The organism is Qipengyuania sp. BR81-2, assembly GCF_055693895.1.
This window is the reverse complement of sequence record NZ_CM146344.1, coordinates 2,303,357-2,323,638: the sequence shown is the minus strand read 5'-3', so window position 1 is coordinate 2,323,638 and position 20,282 is coordinate 2,303,357. Positions and strand designations below refer to the sequence as shown.

Sequence of the window (20,282 nt, the reverse complement as noted above, 5' to 3'; positions counted from 1 at the left end):
GTCTCTACCTCACCAGCTCGACTTCGTAAGGCCCGGAATCAGGCCCTTGTTGCCGAGGTCACGCAGTTCGATACGGTTGAGGCCGAACTTGCGGTAATAGCCGCGCGGGCGGCCGGTGGTGGCGCAGCGGTTGCGCACGCGGGTCGGGTTCGCGTTGCGGGGCAGCTCAGCCATCTTGAGGCGCGCGATGAGGCGCTCGCCTTCGTCGAGGCTGTCGTCATTAGCGATAGCCTTCAGCTTTGCGTACTTGTCCGCATACTGCTTGACGAGCTTCTTGCGACGCTCGTTCTTGTTGATCGAACTCAGTTTCGCCATTGGACTTAAGTTCCTTCCTTATCCAGCGATCCGGGGCGGCTCACGCCGCCTCCTTCTCTTCCGACTTTTCAGCCGGGAACGGGAAGCCGAACAGCTTGAGAAGCTCGCGAGCTTCTTCGTCGGTCTTCGCCGTGGTGGTTACGATGATGTCCATGCCGCGAACCTTCTCGATCTGGTCGTAGGAGATTTCGGGAAAGACGATCTGTTCTTTGAGGCCCATTGCGTAATTGCCACGACCGTCGAACGACTTGGCGTTGAGGCCACGGAAGTCGCGGATGCGGGGCATTGCAATGGTCACGAGACGGTCGAGGAATTCGTACATGCGGTCACGGCGCAGGTTCACCTTGCAACCGATCGGCATGCCGTCGCGCAGCTTGAACTGTGCGATCGACTTCTTCGCGCGCGTGATAACCGGCTTCTGGCCGGCGATCTTCGCCATTTCTTCAGCAGCGGTCTGGACCTTCTTCTTGTCCTGGCTGGCTTCGCCAACGCCCATGTTGAGCGTGATCTTTTCCAGCTTCGGGACTTCGAGACGGTTCTTGTAACCGAACTTTTCAGTCATCGCCTTGACGATCACGTCGTCGTAGCGCTGCTTCATACGGGGGGTGTAATCAGCCATCGATGGTTTCCCCACTCTTCACGGCAACACGCACCTTCTTGCCGTCCTTTTCTTCGAAACGGACGCGGGTGGGCTTGCCATCCTTGGGATCGGCCACAGCAACCTTGCTGATCGGCATCGGCGCTTCGAAGCGATCGATTCCGCCCTGCGGGTTCTGCTGGGTCGGCTTGCGGTGACGTGCAGCGACGTTGACGCCTTCGACGACGATCTTGCCTTCTTTCGGCATGACCTTCGCGACGGTGCCGGTCTTGCCCTTGTCCTTGCCGGACAGGACGACGACGCTGTCACCCTTCTTGATCTTAGCGGCAGCCATTACAGCACCTCCGGAGCAAGCGAGATGATCTTCATGAAGCCGCGGCCGCGCAGTTCGCGCACCACCGGGCCGAAGATACGGGTGCCGATCGGTTCTTCGCTCTTGTTGACGAGAACAGCGGCATTGCTGTCGAAGCGGATCACGCTGCCGTCGGGGCGGCGTACGTCCTTCTTCGTGCGCACGATGACAGCGCGATGGACATCGCCCTTCTTCACCTTCGTACGCGGCTGGGCTTCCTTGACGGAAACCACGATCACGTCACCGACGGACGCGGTGCGGCGCTTCGAGCCGCCCAGTACCTTGATGCACTGGACGCGCTTGGCGCCGCTGTTGTCCGCGACGTCGAGATTGGATTGCATCTGGATCATTGATCCGGTTCCTTCTCTTGGCTTGCCGGGACATCTGCCCGGCAGTTCCTAAAACGTCAGTTGCCTGCGGCTTCGACTTCGAGGTCAGCCTCGACAGCCTGGGTTCCGCCTGCCGTCACGCGGTCCTTGACCATCCAGGTCTTGGTCTTCGAGATCGGCTTGGTTTCTTCGATGCGCACGACGTCGCCGAGTGCGTACTCGTTCTTCTCGTCGTGTGCGTGGTACTTCTTCGAGCGACGGATGATCTTCCCGTAGAGGGGGTGCTTCACCTTACGCTCGACCAGTACGGTCACGGTCTTGTCGGTCTTGTCGGAGGTGACGGTGCCGATAAGGATACGCTTGGGCATGGTCTACTCCTTACGCCTTGGCTGCCGCTGCGCGGGCACGTTCGCCCTGCAGCGTCTTGATCTTGGCGATCGTACGACGGACTTCGCGGATGCGCGCCGGAGCTTCGAGCTGGTTCGTTGCCGACTGGAAACGCAGGTTGAACTGCTCACGCTTAAGCGTGGTCAGCTCTTCGTCCAGCTGGTCGTCGCTCTTCTGGCGCAGATCTTCGATCTTGCTCATTATTCGCCTCCGAGGTGCGAGGTGTCGCCCAGGCGGGCCACGACCTTGGTCTTCACCGGCAGCTTCATGGCTGCGCGGCTGAACGCTTCGGCAGCCAGCGGACCGGCAACGCCGTCGAGTTCGAACAGGATGCGGCCCGGCTTCACACGAGCTGCCCAGTATTCGACCGAACCCTTGCCCTTACCCTGACGGACTTCAGCAGGCTTCTTAGAAACCGGCACGTCGGGAAAAACGCGGATCCAGAGACGACCCTGGCGCTTGATGTGACGCGTGATCGCGCGGCGAGCCGCTTCGATCTGGCGCGCGGTGATACGCTCGGGCTCGAGAGCCTTCAGCCCGTACGAGCCGAAGTTGAGCGTGGTGCCGCCCTTGGCGTTGCCGTGGATCTTGCCCTTGAACGCCTTGCGGTACTTGGTTTTCTTCGGTTGCAGCATGGTTCTTTCCTATACCTGCAATCAGCGAGCCGGACGGACGCCGGACGTCTGCGATTCCATCATCAGACGGTCCTGCGCGGTCGGGTCATGGCCGAGGATCTCACCCTTGAAGACCCACACCTTGATGCCGATGATGCCGTAAGCGGTCAGAGCTTCGGCTTCAGCGTAATCGATGTTGGCGCGCAGCGTGTGCAGCGGCACGCGGCCTTCGCGATACTGTTCGACGCGGGCGATTTCCGCACCGCCGAGACGGCCACCACACATGATCTTGATGCCTTCGGCACCAAGGCGCATGGCCGACTGCATGGCGCGCTTCATCGCACGACGGAATGCCACACGGCGGATCAGCTGGTCGGCGATGCCCTGGGCGACGAGCTTCGCATCGACTTCCGGCTTGCGGATTTCGACGATGTTCAGCTTCACTTCGCTTTCGGTCATTTCCGACAGCTTGGCGCGCAGCTTCTCGATGTCCGCACCCTTCTTGCCGATGATTACGCCGGGACGCGCAGCGTAGATCGAGATGCGGCAAAGCTTTGCCGGACGCTCGATCACGACCTTCGAGATAGCGGCCTGGGCAGCGTTCTCGAGGATGTACTTGCGGATCTCGATGTCCTCGGCCAGCAGCTTGGCGTAGTCACGCCCTTCGGCGTACCAGCGGCTGTCCCAGGTGCGGTTGATCTGCAGGCGCAGACCGATCGGATTGCTCTTATGGCCCATCTTACGCCTCTTCCTGCTCGCGGACGACGATCCGAAGGCGGCTGAACGGCTTCAGGATGCGCGTCGACTTGCCGCGACCACGGGTGTGGAAGCGCTTCATCGTGATCGACTTGCCGACCGAAGCCTCAGCGACGACCAGCGAGTCGACATCGAGGTTGTGGTTGTTTTCCGCGTTGGCAATCGCCGAGGCGAGAACCTTCGTGGCATCCTTGGCCATCGACTTCTTCGAGAAGGCCAGGATGTTGAGGGCCTCTTCGGCCTTCTTGCCGCGGATGAGCTCGGCAACGAGGTTCAGCTTCTGGGCGCTACCACGGATGGTTGTGCCCACTGCCAGTGCCTCGTTGTCGGCGACGCGACGCGGTGCTTTCTGCTTGCTCATCAGCGCTTACCCTTCTTGTCGGCAGCGTGACCCGGGAACGTACGCGTAGGAGCGAATTCGCCGAGCTTGTGGCCGACCATTTCTTCCGAAACGGAGACCGGGATGAACTTGTGGCCGTTGTACACGTTGAACGTGAGACCGACGAACTGGGGCAGGATGGTGCTGCGGCGCGACCAGGTCTTGATCGGCTTGGCGTTGCTTGCTTCCTGCGCCTCTTCTGCCTTCTTCAGAAGGCTGAGTTCGACGAACGGACCTTTCCAGACGGAACGAGCCATGTCGGATTACCTCTTCTTCTTCGCGTGGCGCGAACGGATGATCATCTTGTCCGTCTGCTTGTTCTTGCGAGTACGGGCGCCCTTGGTCGGCTTGCCCCACGGAGTGACCGGGTGACGGCCGCCCGAGGTCCGGCCTTCACCACCGCCGTGCGGGTGATCGACCGGGTTCTTGGCGACACCGCGGGTCAGCGGCTTGACACCCATCCAGCGACGACGACCGGCCTTGCCCAGGTTCTGGTTCTGGTTGTCCGGGTTCGACACGGCGCCAACGGTGCCCATGCAGTCGGCGCGCAGGTAACGCTGCTCGCCGCTGTTGAGGCGCACGATGACCATGCCGCGGTCACGACCGACCAGCTGGACATAAGCACCTGCCGAACGTGCGATCTGACCGCCCTTGCCGGGCTTCATTTCGACGTTGTGACAGATCGTACCGACCGGCATCTGGCCGAGCAGCATTGCGTTGCCGGGCTTCGTGTCGGTCTTTTCAGCAGCGATGACCTTATCACCGACAGCGAGACGCTGCGGAGCAATGATGTAGGCCTGCTCACCGTCGTCATACTTCACAAGCGCGATGAAAGCGGTGCGGTTGGGATCGTATTCGATCCGTTCCACGGTGCCTTCAACGTCCCACTTGCGACGCTTGAAGTCGATGAAGCGGTACTTCTGCTTGTGACCGCCGCCGATGCCACGCGAGGTGACATGGCCCTTGTTGTTCCGGCCACCGGTCTTGCGCTTGCCTTCCGTGAGCGACTTGACGGGCTTGCCTTTGTACAGGCCCGACTTGTCGACGAGGATGAGGCCGCGGCGTGCGGGGCTCGTCGGTTTGTAGTTCTTGAGTGCCATTTCTCTCTAGCCCCTCAGATACCGCTGGTGACGTCGATCGAGTCGCCGTCCTTCAGGGTGACCACGGCCTTCTTCAGGTCGTTGCGCTTGTAGGGCTTGCCCCTCCAGCGCTTGGTCTTGCCCTTCACGTTGATGGTGTTGACGCCCGTGACGCTCACGCCAAAGATCGCCTCGACGGCTTCCTTGATCTGCGGCTTAGTCGCATCGTTCGCCACCTTGAAGACGACGGCGTTATGCTCGGAAGCAAGCGTCGACTTTTCGGTGATGTGCGGAGCCAGGACGACGTCGTAGTGACGTGCTTCCACTTCCTGCTTCTTAGCCATTGAAACGGCCCTCCAGCTTTTCGACAGCGTCCTTGGTGAGGACGAGCGTGTCGTGCTTCAGGATGTCGTAGACGTTGGCGCCCATCGCGGGGAGGACGTTCACGCCCGGCAGGTTGCCGGCGGCCTTCTTGAAGCCGTCGTTCACGCTTTCGCCGTCGATGATCAGGACCTTGCCGGCCCAGCCATTCTTGTCGAAGTGACCCTTGAGCGCCTTGGTCTTGGCGTCCTTGAGCTCGAGGCTGTCGACGACGACGAGACCGTCCTTAGCCTTGCTCGAGAGAGCCATCTTGAGACCGAGTGCACGGATCTTCTTGTTCAGCGACTGCTCGAAGTCACGCTTGCGCGCACCGTGAGCCTTACCACCGCCGATGAAGATCGGAGCGCCGCGATCGCCGTGACGTGCACCGCCCGAACCCTTCTGGCGACCGAACTTCTTGCCCGTGCGGGCAACGTCAGAACGCTCACGCGTGGGGCGTGCGGTACCGCGACGGTTTTCGAGCTGCCAGGTGACAACACGGTGCAGGATGTCAGCGCGCGGCTCGACGCCGAACACATCGTCGTTCAGCTCGATATCGCCCGACGCCTTGCCGTCGATTTTCTGGACCTTGACCTTCACGATCAGGACTCCTTGCTCTCACCGCCGGCATCGCCGTCGGTCGTGGTTTCGGCGTCCGCACCCGAATCCTGCTGCTGCATCAGCTTTTCCTGCTGCTCAGCGGAAACTTCGGTGCCGACTTCATGCTCAGCTGCGCTCTCGATGAGGCCCGCATCGGCTTCTTCCGATTTGAACTCATCTTCGTTGCGACGCATCACGCCGGGGAACGGCAGATCGTCGGGCATGGCAACCTTCACGGCGTCGCGAACCATCAGCCAGCCATTCTTCGCACCCGGGACCGAGCCCTTGACGAAAAGGAGGCCGCGATCGGCGTCGGTGCGCACGATCTCGAGGTTCTGCTGCGTACGCTGGCGGTCACCCATGTGACCGGCCATCTTCTTGCCCTTGAACACGCGGCCCGGGTCCTGACGGTTACCCGTCGAACCGTGCGAGCGGTGCGAGATCGAAACACCGTGGGTGGCGCGCAGACCGCCGAAGCCCCAACGCTTCATGGCGCCGGCAAAGCCCTTACCCTGGGTGTGGCCGGTGATGTCGACCTTCTGGCCGGCGACGAAGTGCTCAGCGGAAATGCGAGCACCAACGGGAAGGAGACCTTCCTCGCTGTCGACGCGGAATTCCGCGACCTTCATCTTCAGCGGAACCTCGGCCTTGGCAAAGGCTTCGCGCTGCGGCTTGTTTACGTTCTTTTGCTTCGCTTCGCCCGAACCGACCTGAAGGCCATAATAGCCGTCACGATCTTCCGTGCGATGAGCGGTGACCTGGCAGTCTTCCAGCGAAAGAACGGTCACGGGAACGTGCCGTCCGTCCTCCTGGAAGAGGCGGGTCATCCCGACTTTCTTTGCGATAACGCCTGTGCGCATCGTCAAACTCCTCAACAGAGGCACCCAGAGGCCCATCCCCAGGGTGCTTGCCAGCCCGAATGTGCGATGCGTGCCCCCGTCCGGGCTGATTGCCTCTCCTGAGAGAGGCAGACGGGGGACGCAGTCCCGGATAAAATCCGGCGGTATCCCGATGTCTTGCCTGATCTTGGATCAAGCGGGGCTATCGAGCGCCCCTTAACTTCCCTGCGGCTTTATGTCCTGCAGGTGGACCGAAACCAAAACGCTTAGGCGAGCTTGATTTCGACGTTTACGCCGGCAGCGAGGTCGAGCTTCATCAGCGCGTCGACGGTCTGGGCGTTGGGCTGCACGATGTCGAGCAGCCGCTTGTAGGTGCGCACCTCGAACTGCTCGCGCGACTTCTTGTCGATGTGCGGGCCGCGGTTCACGGTGAACTTCTCGATGCGCGTCGGCATGGGAATGGGACCACGAATAAGGGCACCCGTGCGACGCGCGGTGTCTGCAATCTCTCCAGTTGCCTGGTCGAGAACGCGATGGTCGAACGCCTTGAGGCGAATGCGGATATTCTGTGCTTCCATTACCTACACCGATGCGAAAGAGCCAAGCGGACCAGCGGGTGGCCCGCAAACAAAAAGAAAGGTCAGCCCCACGTTGAGCCCGGTTTCCCGGTTGCGGGCGACCTTCCATGAATTCTCGTGACGGGGACGAATCCCTGTCTGTGGGCGCGCATATACGGGGGAGACCCGCATCTGGCAACCCCCGATTTCTGCCCTAACCGCCAGAGGCTGAACGGGCGTTCATCGGGAGCGGCGAACCGTGCATCAGCGCGGTTCACATGCCCTCATAAATAGCCAAGGGCCCGCCCTCCCCTGACGGGAGGACGGGCCCTCAACTAAGTTTCAGCTAACGCTTACTTCTTGATGGTGCCCACAACACCCGAGCCGACCGTACGGCCGCCTTCGCGGATTGCGAAGCGCAGGCCCTGGTCCATGGCGATCGGTGCGATCAGCTTGACGTCGATCGTCACGTTGTCGCCCGGCATCACCATCTCGGTGCCCTCGGGAAGGATAACTTCGCCGGTGACGTCGGTGGTGCGGAAGTAGAACTGCGGACGGTAGTTCGCGAAGAACGGCGTGTGACGGCCACCTTCGTCCTTCGAAAGGACGTAGACTTCTGCGCTGAACTCGGTGTGCGGCGTAACCGAACCCGGCTTCGCGAGAACCTGGCCACGCTCGACTTCTTCACGGCCAACGCCACGGATCAGCGCACCGATGTTGTCGCCAGCTTCACCGCGATCAAGCAGCTTGCGGAACATTTCGACGCCGGTGACGGTCGTCTTGGTGGTGTCCTTGATGCCGACGATTTCGACTTCGTCGCCAACGTTCACGACGCCGGTTTCGACACGGCCGGTGACAACCGTACCACGACCCGAGATCGAGAACACGTCTTCGATCGGCATCAGGAAGTCCTTGTCGACCGGACGATCGGGGGTCGGGATGTAGCTGTCGACAGCGTCCATCAGAGCCTTGATCGAGCTTTCGCCGATTTCCGGATCGCGACCTTCGAGAGCGGCCAGAGCCGAGCCCTTGATGATCGGAATATCGTCGCCGTCGAAGCCGTACTCGCTGAGGAGTTCACGAACTTCCAGTTCGACGAGCTCGAGGATTTCCTCGTCGTCGACCTGGTCGACCTTGTTCAGGTACACGACCAGCTGCGGAACGCCGACCTGACGTGCAAGCAGGATGTGCTCGCGCGTCTGCGGCATCGGGCCGTCAGCTGCGTTCACGACCAGGATGGCGCCGTCCATCTGGGCTGCACCGGTGATCATGTTCTTCACGTAGTCGGCGTGACCCGGGCAGTCGACGTGTGCGTAGTGACGCGCGTCGGTTTCGTACTCGACGTGTGCGGTCGAGATGGTGATGCCGCGCTCACGCTCTTCGGGAGCCTTGTCGATGTTTGCGAAATCGACGGCCGAACCCATGACCTTGGTGATCGCCGCGGTCAGCGTGGTCTTGCCGTGGTCAACGTGACCGATGGTGCCGACGTTAACGTGCGGCTTATTACGCTCGAACTTTTCCTTCGCCATTTTCCAATAACCTCTGTCTTAAAATTTGGGATTTCTGCGGGGAGGAAACGGCGCCCGCTGAATCAGGCGCCGCCCCTAGACCGGTCGGCTCGCTTACGCAAGCTTCTCCTTGACTTCCTGTGCCACGTTAGCCGGAACTTCGTCGTAGTGGCTGAACTGCATCGTGTACTGTGCACGGCCCTGGGTGAAGGAGCGCAGCTCGTTCACGTAACCGAACATGTTCGCGAGCGGCACGTTGGCTTCGACTGCCTGGGCGTTGCCGCGGCTGTCGGTGCCCTGGATCTGGCCACGACGCGAGTTGAGGTCGCCGATGACGTCGCCGAGGTAGTCCTCGGGGGTCACGACCTCGACCTTCATGATCGGTTCCAGCAGCTTGATGCCAGCACGCTCTGCGACTTCGCGCATGGCGCCACGACCGGCGATTTCGAACGCGATCGCGCTCGAGTCGACGTCATGGTAGGCACCGTCGTACAGGTTCACGGTGAAGTCGATGATCGGGAAGCCAACGAGATGGCCGCTTTCGGCCTGCTCGCGGAAACCCTTTTCAATCGCGGGGATGTATTCCTTCGGAATGTTACCGCCCTTGATTTCATCTTCGAACACGAAGCCCTGGCCACGCTCACCCGGGGTGATCTTGACCTTGACGCGACCGAACTGACCCGAACCACCCGACTGCTTCTTGTGGGTGTAGTCCACGTCCACCGGCTTGCCGAGGTATTCGCGATAAGCGACCTGCGGTGCGCCGACGTTTGCCTCGACCTTGAACTCGCGCTTCATACGATCGACGAGGATGTCGAGGTGAAGCTCGCCCATGCCCTTGATGATCGTCTGGCCCGACTCGTGGTCGGTGGTGACGCGGAAGCTCGGATCTTCGGCAGCCAGGCGGTTGAGGGCGACGCCCATCTTTTCCTGGTCGGCCTTAGTCTTCGGTTCGACCGACAGTTCAATCACCGGCTCGGGGAATTCCATGCGCTCGAGGATGATCGGAGCGCTCGACGCACACAGGGTGTCGCCGGTGGTGGTTTCCTTGAGACCTGCGATAGCGACGATGTCGCCTGCGAATGCTTCATCGATGTCCTCGCGGTTGTTCGAGTGCATCAGCAGCATGCGGCCGATCTTTTCCTTCTTGTCCTTCACCGAGTTCAGGACCGAACCCTTGGTGAGGTGACCCGAGTAAATGCGGGTGAAGGTGAGCGAGCCGACGAACGGGTCGTTCATGATCTTGAAGGCCAGCGCCGAGAACGGAGCTTCGTCCGACGACGGACGGGTATCTTCTTCGTCGCTGTCGGGCAGGACGCCCTTGATGGCCGGAACGTCGAGCGGCGACGGCATGTAGTCGACAACCGCGTCGAGCAGGGGCTGCACGCCCTTGTTCTTGAACGCCGAACCGCACAGCACGGGAACGAAGTCGCGCGCCATGGTGCCCTTGCGGATCAGACGCTTGAGCGTCGCCGCGTCGGGCTCTTCACCCTCGAGGTAAGCTTCCATGACATCGTCGTCCTGTTCGACGGCGGTCTCGATCAGCTTCTCGCGGTATTCGGCAGCCTTGTCAGCCAGGTCAGCCGGGATGTCGACGTAGTTGAACGTCGCGCCCAGGTTTTCGTTTTCCCAGACGATGCCCCGGTTGTTGACAAGGTCGACGACGCCCTGAAGGTCGCTTTCCGCGCCGATCGGGAGATAGAGGACCAGCGGGTTCGCGCCGAGGCGGTCGATGATCGACTGGACGCAGTAGTAGAAGTCTGCACCGGTACGGTCGAGCTTATTGACGAAGCACATGCGCGGAACGCCGTACTTGTCGGCCTGGCGCCAGACGGTTTCGGACTGCGGTTCAACGCCGGCAACGCCGTCGAAGACTGCAACCGCGCCGTCGAGCACGCGCAGCGAGCGTTCGACTTCAATCGTGAAGTCGACGTGGCCCGGGGTGTCGATGATGTTGATGCGGTGCTTTTCGCCCTTGCCATCGTCGTTCTGCCAGAACGTGGTCGTGGCAGCCGAGGTGATGGTGATGCCGCGTTCCTGCTCCTGCTCCATCCAGTCCATGGTCGCAGCGCCGTCGTGGACTTCGCCGATCTTGTAGGACTTGCCGGTGTAGTAGAGGATACGTTCGGTCGTGGTGGTCTTGCCGGCATCGATGTGGGCCATGATGCCGATATTGCGGTACCGCTCCAGCGGATATTCGCGTGCCATGTTAAGTCTCCATGAGGGGCAGCCCCTCGATAAATTTACCAGCGGTAGTGCGAGAAGGCGCGGTTCGCGTCCGCCATGCGGTGCGTGTCTTCGCGCTTCTTGACGGCGTTGCCGCGGTTGTTCGCAGCATCCATCAGCTCGCCCGACAGGCGTGCGGCCATGGTCGTTTCAGGACGACCACGTGCAGCGCCGATCAGCCAGCGGATGGCGAGTGCCTGTGCACGCTCGGGGCGAACCTCGACCGGCACCTGGTAGGTCGCACCACCGACACGGCGGCTGCGCACTTCGACCTGCGGCTTGATGTTGTTCAGCGCCTCGTGGAACAGCTCCACGGGGTTCGTCTTGGCCTTGCTCTCGACGGTGTCGAGCGCGGTGTAGACGATACCTTCAGCAACGGCCTTCTTGCCGTCATACATCAGGTTGTTCATGAACTTCGAAAGGACCTGATCGTTGAATTTCGGATCAGGCAGGATTTCCCGCTTCTCGGGACGACGACGACGACTCATTGATTATCTCCTAAGTCCCGTGGATTACTTCGGACGCTTCGCGCCGTACTTCGAGCGCGACTGCTTGCGGTCCTTCACGCCCTGCGTATCGAGCACGCCGCGAAGGACGTGGTAGCGAACGCCGGGAAGGTCGCGAACACGGCCGCCGCGGATGAGCACAACACTGTGCTCCTGCAGGTTGTGGCCTTCGCCCGGGATGTAGGAGATGACTTCGCGCTGGTTGGTCAGGCGAACCTTGGCCACCTTGCGAAGTGCCGAGTTCGGCTTCTTCGGGGTCGTCGTGTAGACGCGGGTGCAGACGCCGCGCTTCTGCGGGTTCTGCTCCATCGCAGGGACCTTGCTCTTGGCCTTCTGCGGAACGCGGCCCTTGCGGACCAGCTGGTTAATAGTCGGCATGTGAGTTCTTTCTCTTCACCGTGTGATGGCGGCGACTAGCGGGTTGATTGGTGATGCGATCGGGTTCGTGCAGTTGCGACGCACGCGGCGCATAAAAGCACCGGGGCGGTCTGTTCGCACGAGCCTGAAACGCTCCACCCATCGACCCACACGGCCACCGGGTTACTTTGACGGCTGCCCCGAGCGATCCATGAGGTTCGCTGCAATAGAAAAGAGCCTTATCGCATCAGCGACAGGCCCCCGGGTCATGACCGGCAATGTTCAGCTCTATCTGGCCAGCGTTGGCTTCGCGCACAGCGATTCCCTCACCGGATGGGCGCGCACATAGTGTTGGAGGGGGAATTGGTCAAGCCGTGCCGTGGTCGGCCGCAGCGAGCTGTCGCAGGTGTTCGGCCACCGCCAGGTCCAGATCCTGGTAGACATACGGCCCGACGCGATACTCGCGCACCAGCTTCGTCTCGATGCCCTCTGGCAGGGGCGTAAGCGGATGGCGCACTGCCCCGCCCTCGTCTTCCCAGGATGCGACTGGCGGAGAGCTCTCGGCTTGCGCGTCATCGCCCGCATAGGTGCCATAAATGATGGTCGGAGGACCTTCTGCCTTGGTCGGAGTATCGGGCATGGGCTCTACCTTTCTGAGCGCGCGAACACGCTCGGCATATTCGGCGACCTTGGCGAAGTGGTTATCCCGTTCCGCCCCGTCTCCGGCGGCCGCGGCTCTCATCACCGCAGCCTGGTGCTCGTGCAGCAATTCATTGAGGTCCATTGCCATGTCGTGTTCCTGAGGCGGAGGATGATGGGATCGGGCGGAATGAACCGGGCGCATCCCGCAGATGCGCCCGGCCATCATGTGTCAGCCCTGCTGCTGGCGAGCCTGCTCGCGCTGCTTGCCGCCCTGGCGGACAGCCTGCTCCTGCTGGCGCAGGTTGGTAGCGCATTCCTTGCCGCCTTCGACCTGCTTCGTTTCAAAGCTGAAACGCTCGCCGGACTTGGGGGTGGAGGCTTCCTGCTGCAGGTCGGACTTTCCGAATTCGAGCACTGCGCCGCCCTGCTCGGGAGCGATGGTGCCGCTGCCCTTGCCGGTGTCGTAGCTCCTGATGCTGCCGTATTTGGTCATGGGACTGATCCTTTCGATTTCGCGCAGGCGCTCAAAAGCGACCGCTTGTGCGCGGTGGCTAGAAGGCGAAATGGAAAGAAGGGAGGGCAACTGGCCCTCGGGACCGTCGATCGCGACTGGTAGCTAGGTCTTAGATGGGGTGGGCGCAGGATCCTTACAAGGGGCTGGGCCGCCCAAATCGCACGAGGCTGAAACGCCGCCCCCATCGGGCCACCCGGGCGCAGGGTGATGACCGGCAATGTTCAGCTCTATCTGGCCAGCGTCAAATCAGCCCGTTGGACGCATCCTACGCCGGATGGGCGCGCACTTGGTGCGGGAGGGGGATTGGTCGAGGGTGTGGATAGACGGACAAGGACACTTCTAAACTCCGTAGTACTTGGCATTGTTCGACATTCACAAAGGGGAGCAACGCTGAAGTGCGCCTAGAAAATCTTAAACTGCGGTCGTTCAGAAGGTTTTCTGACCCAACAAACCTTCAATTGGCAGGGAAACTAGTTGCAATCACTGGTCCGAACGAAGCCGGTAAGTCATCGCTACTTAAGGCTTTCACCTATCTTAACGATGACCGCGAAATTGATATCACTGACAAGACGCTTCTTAGCGCGGAAGAAACTCTCATTGAGCTAGGATTCTTTCTTGAAGACGATGAATTGGATGCCGCCCGGCTATCTGAGCCCACTTGGTTGTTTTGGGTGAAAAGAGAATCTGGCAGCCGCCAATTCCGCTTCAATCCAAAGCCTCAGAGAGACCTCTCGCGGAGATTGAAGTGCCAAAAATCTCTCCTGCAATTATCTAACAGCCAATCAGCTCGATCGACACTGGATGAACTCGGCTTTCGAGTTGATAGCGATCAACTCGATGTTCTCATTGACGCCTTAGACTCAAAGCAGGAGCTCCCTGATGAGACCTTCACGTATCTAAAGTCTTTCGCTGATGATTTGCCTGACTTTGAGAAAGAGGCAAAAATTCCCAAATACATCGCTTCATTACGACAACAAATATCTGACCTAGTGGAATTCGAAAGGAATCACGATCCGGTCACAACCGCCATCGAAGCTTTGAGACCCCTAATTCCAACCTTCCTCGAATTCACATCCGAGTATCGAGACATAAATCTGCCATACAACATCACGCTGCTTAATCATCCGCAGCCTCAAAGCAGGCAGCCCCCTCAAAGCCCTTGCGAGAAATCATTCGGCGCTCAGGGCTAGACCTAGATGCACTGATTTCGGCTCAGGCCGCGGGCAGCACTGGCATCACAGAAGGCTTGATTTCGGCTGCGAACGAGAATTTGCGCAGCCTCTCCGAAGGGGTTTGGAGTCAGTCCGACGCATCTCTTTACTTCAAACTTGATGGCCCGCGATTAGACCTGCTTGTCGAGAACCGAAGTGGGTTTGATCCTCAATCCCGCTTCACGAACCTAAGCGCTCGGAGTGATGGTTATCGGCAGTTCGTCGCATTGCAGGTATTCATATTCTTGCACGAACAAGAAAATGCGATTCTCCTTATCGATGAAGTTGAACATCACCTACATTACGACGCACAAGCAGATCTTATTCAGCATCTTCAAAATGAACCGAGCGTCGATAAAGTAATTTATACAACCCATTCGGCAGGCGCACTGCCAGAAGATTTGGGTCAAGGCATCCGGTTGGTGCGCTGGAACCCAAAAGACCCAAAATGTAGCGTTGTACGCAATAAATTCTGGTCAGAGGGCAAGGGAGACGGCTTCCGCCCCCTGCTATTTGGCATGGGAGCATCAACGTTTGCGTTCTTCCCGACACGCAAAGCCTTGATAGCCGAAGGACCGACAGAGTTGATTATCTTGCCGCAATTGATGCGGGAAGCAATTGGCTCCGACAGCCTAGGATTTCAAGTTGTCCACGGGCTTTCGAATGTGGCTCCGCAAGGCTTGCCGGACCTAGGAGCGTCGTCAAACGGAATCGCCTTTCTGGCCGACAACGATTCAGGCGGCCGTGAACTCGCGAAACATTTGAAGAAGGCTAATGTCGAAGCATCCAAAATTCATTCGCTCAAGGAACTTGGTCCCTATAGCACCATCGAAGACTTGATTGACGCCAATCATTGGCGCACGGCAGTAAATCAATACATAAAGATGTATGGTGAGAAAGTTGGAGTGACTGATCTCATTGAGAAAGTGCCCGCTCGGGGACGAATTGCTGCGTTGCCTGAACAAATTCGATCGCAGAAAATATCTTTTGCCTACAACCTTCTGGAGATTAGGCAGAAAGACCCAAACGCCCGCCTTTTGGCAGGGAAGCTAGATAAGAAAATGAAGGATTTGGTTGCTTCGATCCAAAGTGACTTAGAGAAATAATCCTGAGACTGTTTCTTCTACCGCCCATCGCGTTTAAGGGTATTCTCTGTTCCCTTGGATTGCGGGAGCCGTAGACGATATCGCTGATGCGAAGCCAAGAGTGCATTTTCCTACTTCCCCGAAATATGCATCGTGGCGTGGGCCATGACCGAAAGCACCCGCAAGATCGCCCGCCAGGCCACCTCCGCAGTTGCGCATGTCGCGCCCGAGCCCGAGGAAGACGATCCCCTCCTCGCCTTCGCGCCCTTCATCCACTCCCACTCGCGGCGCAATTGACCTTCGGCCAGCTTCGCTTCCGATTACGCCGCAGCTCCAGCGCCGGTTGGCCTTTGGCCGCCTTCGGCCCGTCGCCACGCTGGCGGCCACCGGGATCGTCACGCAGGCGGCGCGCTCCGTGGGCAAGAGCATGGAGGCGCTCTACAAGCTGAGGGCGCGGCCCGGGGCGGAGGGGTTTGCGACGGCCTGGGATGCGGCGCTGGAGCGCGGGGTGCAGGAAGCCGAGCGCCGCGCCCTCGCCTTCGAACCCTACGGCTGCGATCCGATGGAGGAACCTGACTAGGAGGACTGGTGGCGAGCGCCCTAGAACCAGGCGCGGATGCCGACCAGCGCCACCAGCGCATCCGGATCCTCGCCCGCCGCGCGTGCGATATCCGAGGTCTCGCCCAGTTTCGCCTCGTACTCCACGCCGACATAGGGTGCGAACTCGCGGGCGATCTCGTAGCGCAGGCGCAGGCCCGGCTCGATCTTGGTGAGGCCTGCGCCGATCGCGCGTTCGGGAATGTCCTGTGCGGACAGTTCCAGCTCGACGCGGGGCTGGAGGATCAGGCGTTGCGTGATCTTCTGGTCGTATTCGCCCTCGATCCGCGCGGTGAGATCGCCGCGGTCGGACAGGAACAGCGCGCCGTCGACGTGCCACATGTAGGGCGCGAGGCCCTGGATGCCGAGGACGAGGTGGCTGCGCGTGTCCGGTTCGAGGTCGATGCGCGCACCGGCCTGCAGGTCGAAGAACGGGCCGATGGCATGGCCCCAGAGCGCCTGTATCTCGGCGTCCTCTACTTCGCCGCCGAGCTCGCCCCCGAACTCACCTTCACCTTCGGACTTGAGCACGAACTTGTCGATGTCGCCGCCGTACCAGCCCTGGAGGTCCCACAGGAAGCCTTCCTCGCCGTCCTTGAAGCGGGCCTCGAGCCGTTCGGCCATCAGTGTGCCGGTCAGCATGTCGCCGTGGGTGGCGTGGTTGTTGGCACGGGCGTCGGCCATTGCCTCGGCACCGAAGATCGCATCGGCCGCGTGCTGCGGGCCCTCGAAAGCCTCGGGCGGCGGCGGACCCTGCGGGACATCGCCGACCTGGTGCATGGAGTGATCGGCCATCATCGCGTGGCCGGAGTGATCCTCCTGCGGTTTCTCCTCGTGCTTCCCGTGCGCGGAGTGGTCCGGCATCGCGTGGCCCGAGTGGTCCTCCACCGCCTCTTCGACCGGATGCTCGTGTGAGGAGTGATCGGGCTTCTCCGCTTCCTGCGCGGCCTCGTCCTGGTGATGCGCGTGCGCGGAATGGTCCTGCGCGGCGGCCGGAAGGGCGAGCGCCATCAGCGGCAGCGCGAGCGTCGATGCGAGCCTCATGCCGCGTCCTCCGGTGCGGGGAACGGGCGGACCGTTACCGTCTGCATCATGCCGGCGTGCATGTGATAGAGGAGGTGGCAGTGGAACGCCCAGTCGCCCGGCTCGTCGGCGGTGAGGTCGAAGGTCGCCGTGCTGCCCGGCTGCACAATGACCGTGTGCTTCAGCGGCTGGTTCATCATCCCCGCCCCGTTGACCAGCTCGAAGAAGTGGCCGTGCAGGTGGATCGGGTGCGCCATCATCGTGTCGTTCACGAGCTTCACGCGCACCCGCTCGTCATAGGCGAAGCGGATGGGATCGTCGGTCACGGCGGAGAACTTCTTGCCGTCGAAGCTCCACATGTAGCGTTCCATGTTGCCGGTCAGGTGGATTTCGAGGCTGCGCGTCGGCATGCGATGCGGGTTCATCCGCTTCGCCTTCAGATCGGTATAGGTCAGCACGCGGTGGCCGACATTGTCGAGGCCGAGCCCCGGATAATCCATCCGGTCCATCGGCATCGGCGAGACCATGTCGAGACCCGGACCTACCTTCACATCCGCCGGCAGCTTCGAGGTGTCGCGCATCGAGTGATCCATCGAGGAATGGTCCATTCCCGCCATGTCACCGCCAGACCCGTGGCCCATCGCGCCGTGGTCCATGCCCGCCATCGAACCCATGCCCATGTCGGTCATCGTCAGCGTGACCGGCTCGCGCAGCGGCGGCGGGGTGGCGCGGTGGCCCTTGTGCGAGGTGAGCGAGGCGACGCCCATGCCGCTGCGGTCCATCGCCTCGGCCACCAGCGCATGGCTGCCGTAGGGCGGAGTGACGATTACGTCGTAGGTCTCGGCAGTGCCGATCTGGAATTCGTCCACCTCGACCGATGCCACATCCTTCCCGTCTGCCGCGATCACAGTCATCGGCACGCCGGGAATGCGGACGTTGAAGAAGGTCATCGCCGACCCGTTGATTACGCGCAGGCGCACCCGCTCGCCCGGCCTGAAGAGATATTCGAGACCGTCCATCGGCCCGTGGCCGTTGATGAGGAAGGTGTAGGTCGAGCCGGTCACATCCGAGATATCGCGCGGGTTCATCCGCATCCCGCCCCACATCAGGCGGTCCTTCACGGACATCTCGCCTTCGGTCGCGGTCTGCATCTGGTTGTTGAAGTAGTGCTCGCCGACCTTGAGCAGGCGGGCGATCTCGTGCGGGTGCCGCGGCGTGAATTCGCTCAGCAGGACAACATAGTCGCGGTCGTAGCGCGGATCGGGCTCGGCGCTTTCGATGATGATCGGGCCATAGTGCCCCGCCTGCTCCTGCAGGCCCGAATGACTGTGCCACCAGTAGGTCCCGTTCTGACGGATCGGGAATTCATAGGTGAAGGTCTCGCCCGGCTTGATGCCCGGAAAGCTGACACCCGGAACACCGTCGAACTGGAACGGCAGCAACAGGCCGTGCCAGTGGATCGAGGTATCCTCGTCCAAATTGTTCGTCACATCGATCCGGACGTTCTGGCCTTCCTTCAGGCGCAAAAGAGGCCCTGGCACGCTGGCGTTCACGGCAATTGCATGACCCTTGCGCCCGCCGACACCGAAATGGTGCCCGCCGACACTGAGCGCGATCTTCTCGCCGGAAACCTCGCCAAAACCCTGCCTCGCGTGGGTCAGGCTTTCACCGCGCGCCCATGCTGGAAGGGGAAGCGACATGGCCGCTCCGAGGGCTGCGGTGCTGGTGATAAATTTGCGGCGATCGATCGACATGAATTCTACCGTCAAAAAGGTTCTGTTGAAGGACTTCGGGCGATCACATATATACCCCCACAGGGTATTACAACTGGATGGACGACATGGCTGAGAACGCCGACGCAAAAATCAATCGACTCAACCGGATTGCGGGTCAGGTGAACGGCGTCGCCAAGATGATCGAGGACGATCGCTACTGCATGGACATTTTGCACCAGATCCAGGCCATCAAGTCGGCCCTCGCCAAAGTCGAGACGCAGGTTCTAAAAGATCACGCCGCCTGCTGCGTGGCCGAGGCGATCGCCAGTGGAGACGAATCAGAGCAGCGCAAAAAGTTCGAGGAACTGGTCGAACTGCTGGAAAAGCGTCGCTAGTCCGCGTCAAGATACCCCCTCTCGAGACTTCCAAGGAGCCCCCCGTGAGCATTCGATCGCTGACCCGCACCCCGCTTCGCCTCGCCCTCGGCCTTTCGCTCGCCGCGTGCGCCGGCGCCGCGCAGGCGACGAGCATTGCCATGTACCGTGATCCCAATTGCGGTTGCTGCCTCGCTTGGCTTTCCCATGCGAACGAGCACTTCGCCAAGCTCGACGGCCAGCTGACCAGCAAGACGATCAACAGCGAGAACATTGCGGCGGTCAAGGCGACCAATGGCGTGCCTGCGGACCTTGTTTCGTGCCACACCGCCATCGTCGACGGCATGGTGATCGAGGGCCATGTGCCCGCAGCCGATATCGAACGCCTGCTTGCCGAACGTCCCGACGGCATCACCGGCCTCGCGGTCGCGGGTATGCCGCTCGGATCGCCGGGCATGGAAATGGGCAACCGGCGCCAGGCCTATCAGGTCATCGCCTTCGGTCCCGCCAAGCGGATGGTCTGGTCGAGCTATCCTGCCAGCGCCCGGTAGGCGCGCGGGCCGGAATTGTGACACGGCGCGATAGTTCTGGCGCTCGGCACGCGGAGTAGTATGGTACCGCGTCCCTCGCAGCTAGGCCGGTCGCCCTTCATGGAAGCAGTCTTCACCGAAATCGCCGAGAGCGCCGATGTAAACTCGCTGTGGGAGAGCGTGAAGAAAGCAGCCGCGAGCTATGGCGCGGACAAGTTCAGTTACCACTTCACGCCGGTATTCTGCTCGCAGGTCTCTCGCGAGACGCAAATCATGGCGCAAGGGTTCTCCTGCGCCTGGCTAGATCTCTACGAGGACGCGCATTTCCGGAGCGTCGATCCCATCCCCGATGCGGTGATGAAGGCCGGCCACACGATTTCCTGGGACGAGGCGCTGGAGCGGGTCGAGCATTCTCCGAAAGTGGAGGCATTCATCTGCGCAATGCAGGAATACGGCATCGTGAACGGCTTCGGCGTGCCGCTCTACGGGCCTGACGACCGCGATGCGTATGGCGCTTACGGCTTTCCCGAAGGACATGTGCCGGAGGAAGAGCAGATCGTCGCGCTGACCATCATTGCACGCGCGGCGCATGACCGGGTGTGCCAGCTGGTCAATGTCGAGGAGGGGGAGATCGCCTTCTCGCGGCGAGAGGCGGAGGTGCTCGAACTGATCGCGCAGGGCAAGTCAAACCCGGTCATCGCCCAGCTTCTCGGCATCTCGCCCGACACCGTCTCTACCTATGTTCGCCGGATCTACGCCAAGCTTGGCGCCAGCGACCGGGTGGGCGCGGTGATCAAGGCCCTTAAACTGAAGCTGATTGCGTTGTAGG

At 60.9% G+C, this 20,282-nt stretch carries 30 protein-coding genes; 7 read left to right on the top strand and 23 right to left on the bottom strand.

All coding sequences use genetic code 11. The features are described from left to right. Positions 1-9: 9 nt before the first annotated feature. From rpsN to ACZ1G8_RS11675, 21 genes are all read right to left on the bottom strand, one after another. Entirely contained in the window at positions 10-315 is a 306-nt protein-coding gene (gene rpsN / locus ACZ1G8_RS11775) for a 30S ribosomal protein S14 (RefSeq protein WP_472679558.1), read from the bottom strand. Positions 316-355: 40 nt separating this feature from the next. Then, positions 356-934: a 50S ribosomal protein L5 gene (rplE, locus tag ACZ1G8_RS11770; RefSeq protein WP_222442220.1), complete on the bottom strand. Its 579-nt coding sequence runs from the start codon at positions 932-934 to the stop codon at positions 356-358. Beyond that, positions 927-1,247, bottom strand: a complete 321-nt coding sequence (gene rplX / locus ACZ1G8_RS11765) for a 50S ribosomal protein L24 (RefSeq protein WP_221428658.1) — start codon at positions 1,245-1,247, stop codon at positions 927-929. Before rplX ends, rplE begins: the two co-directional genes overlap by 8 nt. Beyond that, entirely contained in the window at positions 1,247-1,615 is a 369-nt protein-coding gene (rplN, locus tag ACZ1G8_RS11760) for a 50S ribosomal protein L14 (protein WP_067464754.1), read from the bottom strand. The genes rplX and rplN overlap by 1 nt, the downstream gene beginning before the upstream one ends. Positions 1,616-1,671: 56 nt before the next feature. Then, a complete protein-coding gene (gene rpsQ / locus ACZ1G8_RS11755) occupies positions 1,672-1,962 on the bottom strand; it encodes a 30S ribosomal protein S17 (protein ID WP_221428659.1) in 291 nt (96 codons plus the stop codon). Between the two features lie 10 nt (positions 1,963-1,972). Then, positions 1,973-2,182, bottom strand: a complete 210-nt coding sequence (rpmC, locus tag ACZ1G8_RS11750; protein WP_221428660.1) for a 50S ribosomal protein L29 — start codon at positions 2,180-2,182, stop codon at positions 1,973-1,975. Beyond that, positions 2,182-2,616 (bottom strand): 50S ribosomal protein L16, encoded by a 435-nt coding sequence (rplP, locus tag ACZ1G8_RS11745; RefSeq protein ID WP_040963569.1) that lies wholly within the window; start codon positions 2,614-2,616, stop codon positions 2,182-2,184. The genes rpmC and rplP overlap by 1 nt, the downstream gene beginning before the upstream one ends. 21 nt (positions 2,617-2,637) lie before the next feature. After that, entirely contained in the window at positions 2,638-3,333 is a 696-nt protein-coding gene (rpsC, locus tag ACZ1G8_RS11740) for a 30S ribosomal protein S3 (protein WP_221428661.1), read from the bottom strand. 1 nt (position 3,334) lies between these two features. Next, a complete protein-coding gene (gene rplV, locus ACZ1G8_RS11735; RefSeq protein WP_006831883.1) occupies positions 3,335-3,712 on the bottom strand; it encodes a 50S ribosomal protein L22 in 378 nt (125 codons plus the stop codon). Continuing rightward, positions 3,712-3,987, bottom strand: coding sequence for a 30S ribosomal protein S19 (rpsS, locus tag ACZ1G8_RS11730; RefSeq protein ID WP_006831882.1), 276 nt, complete (start codon positions 3,985-3,987; stop codon positions 3,712-3,714). The genes rplV and rpsS overlap by 1 nt, the downstream gene beginning before the upstream one ends. Before the next feature lie 6 nt (positions 3,988-3,993). Then, positions 3,994-4,830: a 50S ribosomal protein L2 gene (gene rplB / locus ACZ1G8_RS11725; protein WP_472679557.1), complete on the bottom strand. Its 837-nt coding sequence runs from the start codon at positions 4,828-4,830 to the stop codon at positions 3,994-3,996. 14 nt (positions 4,831-4,844) lie between these two features. Continuing rightward, positions 4,845-5,153 carry a 50S ribosomal protein L23 gene (locus ACZ1G8_RS11720; RefSeq protein WP_221428663.1) on the bottom strand — a complete coding sequence of 103 codons (309 nt, stop codon included), beginning with the start codon at positions 5,151-5,153 and terminating at the stop codon, positions 4,845-4,847. After that, complete coding sequence (gene rplD / locus ACZ1G8_RS11715) at positions 5,146-5,769, bottom strand: 50S ribosomal protein L4 (protein ID WP_221428664.1); 624 nt, start codon at positions 5,767-5,769, stop codon at positions 5,146-5,148. The genes ACZ1G8_RS11720 and rplD overlap by 8 nt, the downstream gene beginning before the upstream one ends. A 2-nt stretch (positions 5,770-5,771) precedes the next feature. After that, entirely contained in the window at positions 5,772-6,629 is an 858-nt protein-coding gene (gene rplC, locus ACZ1G8_RS11710) for a 50S ribosomal protein L3 (RefSeq protein ID WP_244920859.1), read from the bottom strand. A gap of 245 nt (positions 6,630-6,874) precedes the next feature. Further along, a complete protein-coding gene (gene rpsJ / locus ACZ1G8_RS11705) occupies positions 6,875-7,186 on the bottom strand; it encodes a 30S ribosomal protein S10 (RefSeq protein ID WP_006831877.1) in 312 nt (103 codons plus the stop codon). Between the two features lie 332 nt (positions 7,187-7,518). Further along, positions 7,519-8,694 carry an elongation factor Tu gene (tuf, locus tag ACZ1G8_RS11700; protein WP_472679556.1) on the bottom strand — a complete coding sequence of 392 codons (1,176 nt, stop codon included), beginning with the start codon at positions 8,692-8,694 and terminating at the stop codon, positions 7,519-7,521. Positions 8,695-8,787: 93 nt separating this feature from the next. Then, on the bottom strand, positions 8,788-10,881 hold the full coding sequence (gene fusA / locus ACZ1G8_RS11695; RefSeq protein ID WP_472679555.1) for an elongation factor G: 2,094 nt from the start codon (positions 10,879-10,881) through the stop codon (positions 8,788-8,790). 35 nt (positions 10,882-10,916) lie between these two features. Next, a complete protein-coding gene (gene rpsG, locus ACZ1G8_RS11690; RefSeq protein ID WP_472679554.1) occupies positions 10,917-11,387 on the bottom strand; it encodes a 30S ribosomal protein S7 in 471 nt (156 codons plus the stop codon). A 24-nt stretch (positions 11,388-11,411) separates the two neighbouring features. Next, entirely contained in the window at positions 11,412-11,783 is a 372-nt protein-coding gene (gene rpsL, locus ACZ1G8_RS11685) for a 30S ribosomal protein S12 (RefSeq protein WP_006831873.1), read from the bottom strand. A 346-nt stretch (positions 11,784-12,129) separates the two neighbouring features. Beyond that, positions 12,130-12,552 carry a hypothetical protein gene (locus ACZ1G8_RS11680; RefSeq protein WP_472679553.1) on the bottom strand — a complete coding sequence of 141 codons (423 nt, stop codon included), beginning with the start codon at positions 12,550-12,552 and terminating at the stop codon, positions 12,130-12,132. An 81-nt stretch (positions 12,553-12,633) separates the two neighbouring features. Next, on the bottom strand, positions 12,634-12,897 hold the full coding sequence (locus ACZ1G8_RS11675) for a cold-shock protein (RefSeq protein WP_472679552.1): 264 nt from the start codon (positions 12,895-12,897) through the stop codon (positions 12,634-12,636). A gap of 416 nt (positions 12,898-13,313) precedes the next feature. On the opposite strand from ACZ1G8_RS11675, the gene ACZ1G8_RS11670 reads away from it, so the two are divergent. The 4 genes from ACZ1G8_RS11670 to ACZ1G8_RS11655 all read left to right on the top strand — a co-directional run bounded on the left by ACZ1G8_RS11670 (position 13,314) and on the right by ACZ1G8_RS11655 (position 15,794). Next, positions 13,314-14,108: an AAA family ATPase gene (locus tag ACZ1G8_RS11670; protein WP_472679551.1), complete on the top strand. Its 795-nt coding sequence runs from the start codon at positions 13,314-13,316 to the stop codon at positions 14,106-14,108. After that, complete coding sequence (locus ACZ1G8_RS11665) at positions 14,078-15,235, top strand: ATP-dependent nuclease (RefSeq protein ID WP_472679550.1); 1,158 nt, start codon at positions 14,078-14,080, stop codon at positions 15,233-15,235. Before ACZ1G8_RS11670 ends, ACZ1G8_RS11665 begins: the two co-directional genes overlap by 31 nt. Before the next feature lie 144 nt (positions 15,236-15,379). Next, positions 15,380-15,511, top strand: a complete 132-nt coding sequence (locus ACZ1G8_RS11660; protein WP_472679549.1) for a hypothetical protein — start codon at positions 15,380-15,382, stop codon at positions 15,509-15,511. A gap of 118 nt (positions 15,512-15,629) precedes the next feature. Continuing rightward, a complete protein-coding gene (locus ACZ1G8_RS11655; RefSeq protein ID WP_472679548.1) occupies positions 15,630-15,794 on the top strand; it encodes a hypothetical protein in 165 nt (54 codons plus the stop codon). 20 nt (positions 15,795-15,814) lie between these two features. Here ACZ1G8_RS11655 and ACZ1G8_RS11650 read toward each other — a convergent pair whose 3' ends face one another. Both ACZ1G8_RS11650 and ACZ1G8_RS11645 read right to left on the bottom strand, forming a co-directional pair. Beyond that, positions 15,815-16,855 carry a copper resistance protein B gene (locus ACZ1G8_RS11650; protein WP_472679547.1) on the bottom strand — a complete coding sequence of 347 codons (1,041 nt, stop codon included), beginning with the start codon at positions 16,853-16,855 and terminating at the stop codon, positions 15,815-15,817. Then, a complete protein-coding gene (locus ACZ1G8_RS11645; RefSeq protein ID WP_472679546.1) occupies positions 16,852-18,588 on the bottom strand; it encodes a copper resistance system multicopper oxidase in 1,737 nt (578 codons plus the stop codon). The genes ACZ1G8_RS11650 and ACZ1G8_RS11645 overlap by 4 nt, the downstream gene beginning before the upstream one ends. 86 nt (positions 18,589-18,674) lie before the next feature. Between ACZ1G8_RS11645 and ACZ1G8_RS11640 the strand changes: the two genes are divergently transcribed. From ACZ1G8_RS11640 to ACZ1G8_RS11630, 3 genes are all read left to right on the top strand, one after another. After that, positions 18,675-18,944: a metal-sensitive transcriptional regulator gene (locus tag ACZ1G8_RS11640; protein ID WP_472679545.1), complete on the top strand. Its 270-nt coding sequence runs from the start codon at positions 18,675-18,677 to the stop codon at positions 18,942-18,944. Positions 18,945-18,988: 44 nt separating this feature from the next. After that, positions 18,989-19,474 (top strand): DUF411 domain-containing protein, encoded by a 486-nt coding sequence (locus ACZ1G8_RS11635; protein ID WP_472679544.1) that lies wholly within the window; start codon positions 18,989-18,991, stop codon positions 19,472-19,474. Positions 19,475-19,573: 99 nt separating this feature from the next. After that, a complete protein-coding gene (locus ACZ1G8_RS11630; protein ID WP_472679543.1) occupies positions 19,574-20,281 on the top strand; it encodes a helix-turn-helix transcriptional regulator in 708 nt (235 codons plus the stop codon). The last annotated feature ends 1 nt before the right edge of the window (position 20,282 follow it).